The following is a 10,493-nucleotide window of genomic DNA, read 5'->3' on the forward strand; positions in this document are numbered from 1 at the left end:
GCACGCTTTCGGCGCGCTGCACGAGCAATTCGAGACGGTCGGGGGCAATCATCATGGCGGGTATACTGCGCGGCAAAACGTCCTACTTTAGCGAAAGCCATGTTCAAACGCCAAACTCTTCTTCTGCTTGCCGCGAGCGTTTTACTCGCCGCCTGCGAACACTTCCCGGCCAGCCTCGGCACCCCGGAAGGGCCGCCGGAAGCCGCCAGCGCCACATCGCCAAGCTGCCCGCCCTGTGCGGCCTGCCCCACCTGCCCGGAAGTCGGAAAAGAAAAACCCCAACCCCCGACTTTCTCGCGCCGCCTCACTCCCGCGGCCTGGGCCGATCTCCCCAACTGGCAAAAAGATGATCTGCGCGCCGCCTGGCCCGCCTTCCAGCAAAGCTGTCGTGGCCTGGCCAAGCGCGCCGGAGCCGAAGTCTGGCAAGCCGTTTGCAGCCGCGCCGCTGCAGTGAACGGCCAATCGAGCGCCGCGGTGCGTGAGTTTTTCGAGCGCGAATTGCGCCCCTACGCGCTGTCCACGGATGACCTGGCCGCCACCGAAGGCATGGTCACGGGTTATTACGAGCCGCTCCTGCAGGGCAGCCGCCAGAAAACCGCACGCTTTGCCCATGCCGTGCACGGCGCGCCGGACAATCTTTTAACCATCGAACTGGGCGAGCTTTTCCCGGAACTGAAAGGCAAGCGCGTGCGCGGGCGCGTCGAAGGCAACAAGGTCGTGCCTTACTGGACACGCGGCGAAATCCTGGCGGCAGACAGCCGGCTCCCTGCTCAGGCGCTGGCCTGGGTGGAGGATGCGATCGAACTGTTCTTCCTGCAAATCCAGGGCTCCGGACGCATCCGCCTGCCCGACGGCAGCCTGATGCGGGTCAATTACGCCGACCAGAACGGCCACCCTTACCGCTCCATCGGCCGTCTTTTGGTCGAACGCGGCGATTTGAAACTGGAAGAGGCTTCGATGCAGGGCATCCAGGCCTGGGCACGCGCCAACCCAACACGCTTGGATGAACTGCTCAACAGCAACCCGAGCTACGTTTTTTTCCGCGAAATGCCGGCCAGTAACGACGGCCCCATCGGCGCCCTGGGCGTACCGCTGACCGCCGAACGCAGTATTGCCATCGACCCGCGCGCCATCCCGCTGGGCGCGCCGGTTTTTCTCGCCACCACCTATCCCAACAGCGAGCGCAAACTGGAGCGCCTGGTCATGGCGCAAGACACCGGCGGGGCCATTCGCGGTGCCGTGCGCGCCGATTTTTTCTGGGGTTTCGGCAAGGAAGCCGGGGCGCAGGCCGGGCGCATGAAACAAAATGGACGCCTGTGGGTGCTACTGCCCGAAGGCGCTGCACCATGATCTGAACCGATCCGCGCCGTCACGGTCTACCGGGGCCGCGTGTTGCGCCGCAATACGCTAAAATCAACCTTTTGATAGCTTCCGGTTGCCCGCCCATGACCGTCCGCCTGCGCGAAATCCCTTACAACTACACCTCCTTCTCCGACCGCGAGATCGTCATTCGCCTGCTCGGCAGCGAGTTATGGAAAGTGCTCGACGAATTGCGCGCCGAGCGCATCACCGGGCGCTCGGCGCGCATGTTGTACGAGGTGCTGGGCGACATCTGGGTGGTGCAGCGCAATCCTTATCTGGAAGACGATCTGCTCGCCAACCGCGAGCGGCGCGAAGCGCTGATCGAAGCCTTGCGCCATCGCCTGCGGGAAGTGGAAAAGCGCCGTATCGAGCGCGAGAAGGAAGACCCGGTACGCTCGGCCAAGGTCAAGCGTTTGGTGGTGGCGGCGGAAGACGCCATCGTCCGCTTCGCCGCGCGCTTCACCGAAACGCAGGAACTGCGGCGCAAGGTTTTGAAGGTGCTGGGCAAACACACCCGTCGCGACAATATCGCTTTTGATGGTCTGGCGCGCGTTTCGCACGTCACCGATGCGACCGACTGGCGGGTGGAATACCCCTTCGTCGTCCTCTACCCGGATACCGAGGAGGAAATCGGCCACCTGGTACGCGGCTGTATCGAGGCCGGTTTAACCATCATCCCGCGTGGCGGCGGCACCGGTTACACCGGCGGCGCAGTGCCATTGAGCGCCCACTCGGCGGTCATCAATACCGAAAAACTGATCGATATCGGCCCGGTCGAAGACCTCGTCCTACCCGGCCTCGAGGGGCCAATGGCGAGCGCTTACGCCACCATCCGCACCGGTGCCGGCGTCGTCACCGACCGTGTTTCAGAGGCCGCCAGCCTCGCTGGGCGTGTCTTCGCCGTCGATCCCACCTCGGCCTCGGCCTCCTGTATCGGCGGCAATATCGCCATGAATGCGGGCGGTAAAAAAGCCGTACTGTGGGGTACCGCGCTCGACAACCTGGCCTGGTGGAAAATGGTGGACCCGGACGGCAACTGGCTGGAAGTCGAACGCCTGGATCACAATTTTGGCAAAATTCACGAGCAGGAAACCGTCGTCTTTCGCCTGAAACGTTTTGATTCTTCCGGCAAAAAACTGCTCAGCGAAGAACGCCTCACACTGCCCGGTGCCGCCTGCCGCAAGATCGGGCTGGGTAAGGACGTGACCGATAAATTCTTGGGCGGCGTGCCCGGCGTGCAAAAAGAAGGCACCGACGGCATCATCGTCGCCGCCCGCTGGGTGCTGCACAAAATGCCGCCGGTCACCCGCACCGTCTGTCTGGAGTTTTTCGGGCAGGTGCGCGAAGCGGTGCCGTCCATCGTCGAGATCACCGATTATTTCAAGCCGGGCGGTGCGGGGCACGCGGCCGGTGTGCAACTGGCCGGCCTGGAACATCTGGACGAGCGCTACGTCAAGGCCGTCGGCTACGCCACCAAGGCCAAGCGCCATGGCCGCCCGAAGATGGTGCTGATCGGCGACATCGTCGGCCACGACGAAGCTGCCGTCATGCATGCCGCCTCCGAAGTGGTGCGCATGACCAATGTACGCGGTTCTGAAGGTTTCATCGCGGTGACGCCGGAAACGCGCAAGAAATTCTGGCTCGACCGCTCGCGTACCGCCGCCATTTCCCGCCACACCAACGCCTTCAAGCTGAACGAAGACGTGGTCATTCCGCTGCCGCGCATGGGCGATTACTGCGACGGCATCGAGCGCTTCAATATCGAGCTCTCGCTGCAAAACAAGCTCAAGCTGTGCGACGCGCTGACCGAGTTTTTTCAGGGCGAACTGCCCATCAACGTCGGCGATACCAAGCTGGATAAACAAACCCTGCTCGGCGACCGGCGCGAGCGGGCGCTGGAGCATGTGGCCGGCGTGCGGGCGCGCTGGCAGTGGCTGCTCGATCATCTCGACCTGCCGCTGATGGAGGCGGAAACCCGTTTTGCTGAATTCGGCATCGTCGCTGGCGAACTCAGCAATCGGGCGAGCGCGCCTACGCTTTTTCACCGCCTGCAGGATTATTCGCTGCGCGCCTCCTGGAAGAAGGAACTGAAGGAGCCGCTCGACAACATCTTCAACGGCACCATTTACCGTCCGCTTTCTGAGCGCATGGCCGCCGTGCAGCAGGAGGTGCTGCGCGGCCGGGTGTTCGTGGCGCTGCACATGCATGCCGGCGACGGCAATGTGCACACCAATCTGCCGGTCAACTCCGACGATTACGACATGCTGCAAACCGCCAATAAAACGGTGGAGCGCATCATGCATCTGGCGCGTTCGCTCGACGGCGTGATTTCCGGCGAGCACGGCATTGGTATCACCAAGCTGGAGTTTCTCAGCGAAGATGAAATCGGGCCTTTCCGCGCTTACAAGCAAAAGGTCGACCCGCAAGGCCATTTCAACAAGGGCAAGCTGCTGGCCGAAGGCGATCTGCGCAACGCCTACACGCCGTCCTTCTCGTTGCTCGGTGCAGAGTCGCTGATCATGGAGCAATCGGAAATCGTCAAAATTTCCGACATGATCAAGGACTGCCTGCGCTGCGGCAAATGCAAACCGGTATGTTCCACCCATGTGCCGCGCGCCAACCTGCTCTACAGCCCGCGCAACAAAATTCTCGCCACCTCGCTGTTGATCGAGGCCTTCCTCTACGAGGAGCAGACCCGGCGCGGCATCTCGCTGCAGCATTTCAGCGAGTTCAACGATGTGGCCGATCACTGCACCATCTGCCACCGCTGCGTCAAACCCTGTCCGGTCGATATCGACTTTGGTGACGTTTCGGTCGCCATGCGCAACTTCCTGCGTAAGCAAGGCAAAAAACGCTTCAGCCCGGGCACGGCGGCGGCCATGACCTATCTCAATCTGAAGGACCCGACCACCATCAAGCTGATGCGCGCGGGCATGATGGAATTTGGCTTCAAAGCGCAACGTCTGGCCCACAAGGCGGCGAAAGCGCTGAATCTGACCCAGGAAACCCGCCGTCACCCGCCCGCAACCGTCGGCGCACCGTCCGTCAAGACGCAAGTCATCCACTTCCTGAATCGGCCCATGCCGGGCAATCTGCCCAAGCGCACTTCGCGGGCGCTACTCGACATCGAGGACGACAAAGTCATCCCGGTCATCCGTAACCCGAAAAAAACCACGGACGAGTCGGATGCCGTGTTCTATTTCCCCGGCTGCGGTTCGGAGCGCCTCTTCTCGCAAGTCGGCCTGGCGACGCAAGCCATGCTCTACGATCTGGGCGTCACCACGGTGCTGCCGCCGGGTTACCTGTGTTGCGGCTATCCGCAAAATGCTTCCGGCAATGCGGACCTCGCCCATAAAATCAGTACCGACAATCGCGTTCTCTTTCACCGCGTGGCGACGACGCTGAATTATCTCGACATCAAGACGGTGATCGTCTCCTGCGGCACCTGCCTCGACCAACTGGAAACCTATCAGTTCGAGAAGATCTTCCCCGGCTGCCGCCTGCTCGACATTCACGAATACCTGATGGAAAAAGGCGTCAAGGCCGACAACATCGACGGCGTACGCTACCTCTACCACGAGCCCTGCCACACGCCGATCAAGGTGCACCTCTCCAGCACCGTGACGCAAAGCCTGCTCGGCCAGAAGGTGCCGCTGTCGGATCGTTGCTGCGGTGATTCCGGTTCTTTCGCCTATTCCCGTCCGGATGTGGCCACTCAGGTCAAATTCCGCAAGCAGGAAGAAATCGAGAAAGGTGTCGCCGCTCAGCGCGCTGACGGTTTTGCCGGCGACGTCAAAATCCTCACCAGTTGCCCCGCCTGTTTGCAAGGTTTGTCGCGCTACGATGACGATGCCGGCACCCAGGCCGACTACATCGTGGTCGAACTCGCCAAATATCTGCTCGGCGAGAACTGGATGGCCGATTACGTTGGCCGCGCCAACAACGGTGGCATCGAACGCATTCTGCTCTGATGCTGACCATGCACGACACCGCCCCCGCCTGTGTGCTCTGTAAAGAAAACGGCGGGGTGCTGTTGCTGCAAACAGCGGATTACCGCATCGTGCGCGTCACCGACAGCGAACTGCCGGGCTTTTGCCGCATCATCTGGCAGCACCATGTGGCGGAGATGAGCGAACTCGCCCCGGCGCAGCAGCGCAGCCTGATGGACGCGGTGCTGGCTGTGGAAACGGCGCTACGCGCGTGTTATCGCCCCGATAAAATCAATCTTGCATCTTTCGGAAATGTCGTCCCGCATTTACACTGGCATATTATTTGCCGTTGGCGTGATGACCCCTGGTTTCCCGAACCCATCTGGGGAACCCGTCAGCGCCCGGGAGGCGTGCTACCCACCGCGCTCAGCGATGCGGAATTGGCCGCTCATCTCACCCGACATCTGGCCTGTGGAGTCCCTGCATGAGCGAAACGCACCTGTCCAACTTTCCCGACCCCATCACCCTGGAGTTCGGGCTGGATTACCTTGCCCGCGTCAAACTGACCCATCCCACCTTGGCCGAACAGCAACTCAGCGCCCTGCTCGACGCTTTGCTGCAAGCGCCGCCGGAATCTGGCACCCTGCTCGAATTACTGGAGGCTTTGCGCGCTCCCCTGTGCTTCATCAATGAAGAAATGGCCCGCCGCTACCACAACAAAATGGTGCCGCTCAGCCGTGAAGAGGAAGATGCCTTTGCTTCAGTCAGCAGCTGTTGGCACAAAATGTGCCGGGCTTACGGCCTGTGCGCCAGCCTGATCCGCCCAGCGCCGGAAGACCCGGCTTTCCTCAAACTGATGGCAACGATTCTGTATCGCTGCATCTATTACTGCGGTCTCATCCTGGTCGAGCATTACCGCGCCCGCCGCGAGCAGCCCGTCGGTCTCTGGCTGGAATTGCACGGCTATTACGCCAGCGCCGAGGAATGGCATATCGCTTATACGCCACTCACCGACCCGCTGGAAAACTCGGTGCACGCCACACATTGCGCCGCCGCCTACACCGCGCTGCTCTTGATCGATATTGCCAGCCCCTACAGCCACAGCGTGCGCAATCTGAATTTGCTGCGCCACTGGGCCGCGATGTGGTCGCCGCTGGTGTCCATCGCCGCACTGGATGACGACAATCAGCTTCCGCCCTACATCGTCGAGCTTTTACAGGATCAGCCCCTGCACCCCAGCGCCAGCCTCAATGGCCCGGCACAGGATGCGCGCCACCTCGATACCCAGCGCCTGCACCTGCAAATTCAGCAGACCCTGGGACAATTACGCCAGCGTATTTCTCCGGAAGAATTGGGCCTGGGCAATGAAAACAGCAGCCGTGTCAGCAAATTGCTCGAACAGCTCGCCCGCCCCTGGTCGCAAGCCGCCTCGCCCCGCCGTTTCCGGCGTTTTCCCAGCAGTGGCACGGCGCAGCTGTGCGCGGGTTTTCCGGCGATTTATTTTCACCTCGAACACCAGGCCTTCGAACAACCCGACACCGCCAGCGCCTATACCCGCGCCGATTTCAACGCGCTCTACACCTTTCGCGATCAAGTCGACCCGGCGCAGGCCCTGACCATTCGCCCGCATGCCGAATTCCCGCACGAGGCTTGGGAAGTCATCAATCAGTCGGCCACCGGCTTTCGCTTGCTGCGCCAAGAAGATGGGCAGCGTCTGGCGCACGGGCAGTTGGTGGCGGTGCGCCCGCCCGATGGCAACACCTATTTGCTCGCCTTTGCCACCTGGTTGATGCAAGAGCACAGCGGCAAGCTCGTCATCGGACTCTCTCTTTTGCCTGGCATGCCACGCGGTGTGGCTTACCGCATCGTAGAACCGCATGGTGCTTTGCAAGAACGGTTTCAGCCAGGCTTCCTTTTGCCTTCCGGACCGCAGAGCGAAGATGAGTCGATCATCGTCGCCACCGGCCAATACCGGGCGGGGCGGGAAATTGAAATTTTTCTCGACGAACGCCCGCGCCGCGTGCGCATGAACCGCATTTTGCGCCGGCAAGTCGATTTCGAGCGCATCAGCTTGGTCGATGTGTGACATGGCCGCCAGCTTCGCGGTAGACTCGCGGACTTACCGGAGATTGCCATGAGTTCACCGATACCGATTCCCGAAACCGTTCGTCTGCTCACCCAAAGCCGCGTGCTCGAGCTGTGTTACGCCAACAACGAATCCTATCGTCTTGATTTCGAATACCTGCGGGTCTATACCCCGTCAGCCGAAGCGCGCGGCCACGGCCCGGGGCAAGAGGTCTTGCAAACGGGCAAACGCAAGGTGGATCTGCTTGCCGTCGAGCCCGTGGGCAGCTATGCCCTGAAGCTTATTTTTTCCGACGGTCACGAGAGCGGCCTTTACCCCTGGGAGCTGCTCTACAACCTCGCCGTGCATCACGACGACTTATGGGCGCAGTACCTCAAAATGCTTGAGGCACGCGGCGCTTCCCGCGATATCGACACCACCCCGCGCGCACAAAGCAGCGCCTGCGGTGCGCACCATTAAAGCCACATGAACCAAGATAAAACCACTCATTTCGGCTACGAAACCGTGGCCGAGCAAGAAAAAGCGCGCCGCGTGCGCGATGTGTTCGACTCGGTCGCCAGCCGTTACGATCTGATGAACGATTTGATGTCCGGCGGCATGCACCGGCTGTGGAAGGCCTTCACCATCGCCCGCAGCGGCGTCCGCGAAGGCTCGCGGGTGCTCGACGTGGCCGGCGGCACCGGCGATTTGTCGCTGGCCTTTGCCAAACGCGTCGGCAAGAGCGGGCAGGTCTGGCTGACCGACATCAATAATGCCATGCTCGCCCACGGGCGCGATCGCCTGACCAACAAAGGATACATGCTGCCGGTAGCGCAATGCGATGCCGAAAAGCTGCCTTTTCCGGATGGCTGGTTCGATTGTGTCACGGTGGCTTTTGGCCTACGCAACATGACGCACAAAGACGGTGCCTTGCGCGAAATGACCCGCGTTCTGCGCCCCGGCGGTTGCCTGATGGTGCTGGAATTCTCCCAGGTGTGGAAACCGCTGGCACCGTTCTACGATTTCTATTCCTTCCAGGTCATCCCGCGCATCGGCGGCCTGGTCACCCGCGACCCGGACAGCTACCGCTATCTCTCGGAATCGATCCGTGTGCACCCCGATCAGGAAACCCTGAAAGGCATGCTGGAGGGGGCCGGTCTGTCGCGTGTCGAATATTTCAACATGATGTTTGGCGTCGTCGCGCTGCATCGCGGTTACAAGCTCTGATGCCTTTGCCCGAACGCGCCCGCCGCTTCTTTTTGGCACCACTCAATCATGTGCTGCGGCAAAACAGCTGGGCGCAGGCCAAACTGCGCCCACACGCAGCTAGCACGGTACTGCTCACCAGCGCCGGGCGAGCGTTGTTTGCCTGCCAGATCACTGCCACGGGCGAGTTTGCATTGGCTGCATTCAACGAGAATGCCGACGTTTGCATCGAACTGCCCGAAAATTTTCTCAAACTGCTCGCGCAAGACCACAAGGCACTCTTTGCCCAGGCGCATCTGAGCGGACGCGCAGAGCTCGCAGAAACTCTCGCCTTTGTCTTGCGCAACCTGCGCTGGGACAGCGAAGCCGATCTTGCCCATATTTTCGGCGACATTGCGGCCCATCGCGTAGATCGCTTTGCCCGGCGCAGCTTGATACAAACCCGCGAAGCCGTGCGCCGCAGCCTGGAGAACTTGCGCGATTACCTCAAGGAAGAAAGCGGTCTCACCGTAGCGCCCGAGGATTTGGGCGATTTCAGCAGGAAAAACGCAAAATTCACTCAGCAACTTGCTGCGCTGGAGCGGCGTTTGGAAGAAATTTCACCGTGAATTTTTGCTTGATCCGCACCGAAGAGGTCGGCGACGGGTTTTCCACAGGCCTTCCGGCCGGGGGATTCACCCCTCATGTCGTCTTGAAGAGCGCAGTTTTAAACCGGATTTAGATGGACGAAAAAAAGCAGCCTACCGGCTGCTTTTTTTGTATGCGTACTTTTCGCCGCGCATCAGTGCGTATGCTTACGCAGGCGTTGAATCGTTTGCAGCTGTGCAATGGCTTCGGCCAGTTCGGCCTGCGCCGCGGCGTAATCCATCTCCGCCTGGCGGTTGGCCAAGGCTTCTTCAGCACGTTTCTTGGCCTCGAGCGCCTTCGCTTCGTCCAGATCACGCGCGCGGATAGCCGTATCGGCCAGCACAGTGATCATGTCCGGCTGCACTTCCAGCATGCCGCCAGAAACATAGACCAGCTCAAACTCGCTCTGATCCGCCACCTTCAGACGGATCGCGCCGGGCTTGATGCGCGTGAGCAGCGGCGTATGTTGCGGCAGGATGCCAAGCTCCCCGGCCTCGCCGGGGAACACAGCGATTTCTACCTTGCCGGAGAAGATCGATTCTTCGGCACTGACGACATCACAATATACGGTCATAACCATGGCGGGCTCCTAAGCTGACGTCGCATTACTGCAGCGTCTTCGCCTTTTCAACGACTTCTTCGATGCCGCCGACCATGTAGAAGGCTTGTTCCGGCAGATCGTCGTATTCACCATTGACGATGCCCTTGAAGCCCTTGATGGTTTCTTTCAGCGGCACGAATTTGCCCGGCGAACCGGTAAAGACTTCGGCCACATGGAAAGGCTGCGACAGGAAACGCTGGATCTTGCGCGCGCGGGACACGGCGAGCTTGTCTTCCGGAGACAGTTCATCCATGCCCAAAATGGCGATGATGTCGCGCAGTTCCTTGTAACGCTGCAGCGTGATCTGCACGGCGCGCGCCACCGAATAGTGCTCTTCACCGACGATTTGCGGATCGAGCTGGCGGCTGGTGGAGTCGAGCGGATCAACGGCCGGGTAGATACCGAGCGAAGCGATGTCACGCGACAGCACCACCGTGGAGTCCAAGTGCAAGAAGGTGGTGGCGGGCGACGGGTCGGTCAAGTCATCGGCAGGGACGTAAACGGCCTGGATCGAGGTGATCGAACCGACCTTGGTCGAGGTGATGCGCTCTTGCAGACGACCCATTTCTTCGGCCAGCGTCGGCTGGTAGCCCACGGCGGAAGGCATGCGGCCCAGCAGCGCGGACACTTCGGTACCGGCCAGGGTGTAGCGGTAGATGTTGTCGACGAAGAACAGGATGTCGCGGCCATCGTCACGGAAACG

Annotated in this window: 8 protein-coding genes and 1 pseudogene; 7 read left to right on the forward strand and 2 right to left on the reverse strand. The window is 60.9% G+C overall.

Going from position 1 to position 10,493, the window contains the following annotated elements:
* The first annotated feature begins 99 nt into the window (after positions 1–99).
* From ACM62Q_RS12345 to ACM62Q_RS12375, 7 genes are all read left to right on the forward strand, one after another.
* Positions 100–1,350 (forward strand): murein transglycosylase A, encoded by a 1,251-nt coding sequence (locus ACM62Q_RS12345; protein WP_415037018.1) that lies wholly within the window; start codon positions 100–102, stop codon positions 1,348–1,350.
* A gap of 95 nt (positions 1,351–1,445) precedes the next feature.
* Positions 1,446–5,333 (forward strand): DUF3683 domain-containing protein, encoded by a 3,888-nt coding sequence (locus tag ACM62Q_RS12350; RefSeq protein WP_415037020.1) that lies wholly within the window; start codon positions 1,446–1,448, stop codon positions 5,331–5,333.
* The gene (locus ACM62Q_RS12355; RefSeq protein WP_415037022.1) at positions 5,333–5,779 is read left to right on the forward strand and encodes an HIT family protein; all 447 of its coding nucleotides are present in this window, start codon (positions 5,333–5,335) and stop codon (positions 5,777–5,779) included. Before ACM62Q_RS12350 ends, ACM62Q_RS12355 begins: the two co-directional genes overlap by 1 nt.
* Positions 5,776–7,377 carry a hypothetical protein gene (locus ACM62Q_RS12360; RefSeq protein WP_415037024.1) on the forward strand — a complete coding sequence of 534 codons (1,602 nt, stop codon included), beginning with the start codon at positions 5,776–5,778 and terminating at the stop codon, positions 7,375–7,377. The genes ACM62Q_RS12355 and ACM62Q_RS12360 overlap by 4 nt, the downstream gene beginning before the upstream one ends.
* Before the next feature lie 48 nt (positions 7,378–7,425).
* On the forward strand, positions 7,426–7,836 hold the full coding sequence (locus ACM62Q_RS12365) for a gamma-butyrobetaine hydroxylase-like domain-containing protein (RefSeq protein ID WP_415037026.1): 411 nt from the start codon (positions 7,426–7,428) through the stop codon (positions 7,834–7,836).
* Positions 7,837–7,842: 6 nt separating this feature from the next.
* Positions 7,843–8,583, forward strand: coding sequence for a bifunctional demethylmenaquinone methyltransferase/2-methoxy-6-polyprenyl-1,4-benzoquinol methylase UbiE (gene ubiE / locus ACM62Q_RS12370; protein WP_415037028.1), 741 nt, complete (start codon positions 7,843–7,845; stop codon positions 8,581–8,583).
* Positions 8,583–9,170 carry an SCP2 domain-containing protein gene (locus ACM62Q_RS12375; RefSeq protein WP_415037030.1) on the forward strand — a complete coding sequence of 196 codons (588 nt, stop codon included), beginning with the start codon at positions 8,583–8,585 and terminating at the stop codon, positions 9,168–9,170. Before ubiE ends, ACM62Q_RS12375 begins: the two co-directional genes overlap by 1 nt.
* A gap of 173 nt (positions 9,171–9,343) precedes the next feature.
* Here ACM62Q_RS12375 and ACM62Q_RS12380 read toward each other — a convergent pair whose 3' ends face one another.
* Together ACM62Q_RS12380 and ACM62Q_RS12385 are read right to left on the reverse strand one after the other, a co-directional pair.
* Complete coding sequence (locus ACM62Q_RS12380) at positions 9,344–9,769, reverse strand: F0F1 ATP synthase subunit epsilon (protein ID WP_415037032.1); 426 nt, start codon at positions 9,767–9,769, stop codon at positions 9,344–9,346.
* Positions 9,770–9,794: 25 nt separating this feature from the next.
* Positions 9,795–10,493: pseudogene (locus ACM62Q_RS12385) on the reverse strand (F0F1 ATP synthase subunit beta); the annotation flags it as partial.

This window comes from Azonexus sp., assembly GCF_047638095.1.
Taxonomy (GTDB): domain Bacteria; phylum Pseudomonadota; class Gammaproteobacteria; order Burkholderiales; family Rhodocyclaceae; genus Azonexus.

Coding starts and splice junctions, on each gene's coding strand:
- ACM62Q_RS12360 (WP_415037024.1), top strand. CDS start 5,776: ATGAGCGAAACGCACCTGTCCAACTTTCCCGACCCCATCACCCTGGAG.
- ubiE (WP_415037028.1), top strand. CDS start 7,843: ATGAACCAAGATAAAACCACTCATTTCGGCTACGAAACCGTGGCCGAG.
- ACM62Q_RS12345 (WP_415037018.1), top strand. CDS start 100: ATGTTCAAACGCCAAACTCTTCTTCTGCTTGCCGCGAGCGTTTTACTC.
- ACM62Q_RS12375 (WP_415037030.1), top strand. CDS start 8,583: ATGCCTTTGCCCGAACGCGCCCGCCGCTTCTTTTTGGCACCACTCAAT.
- ACM62Q_RS12365 (WP_415037026.1), top strand. CDS start 7,426: ATGAGTTCACCGATACCGATTCCCGAAACCGTTCGTCTGCTCACCCAA.
- ACM62Q_RS12380 (WP_415037032.1), bottom strand. CDS start 9,769: ATGGTTATGACCGTATATTGTGATGTCGTCAGTGCCGAAGAATCGATC.
- ACM62Q_RS12350 (WP_415037020.1), top strand. CDS start 1,446: ATGACCGTCCGCCTGCGCGAAATCCCTTACAACTACACCTCCTTCTCC.
- ACM62Q_RS12355 (WP_415037022.1), top strand. CDS start 5,333: ATGCTGACCATGCACGACACCGCCCCCGCCTGTGTGCTCTGTAAAGAA.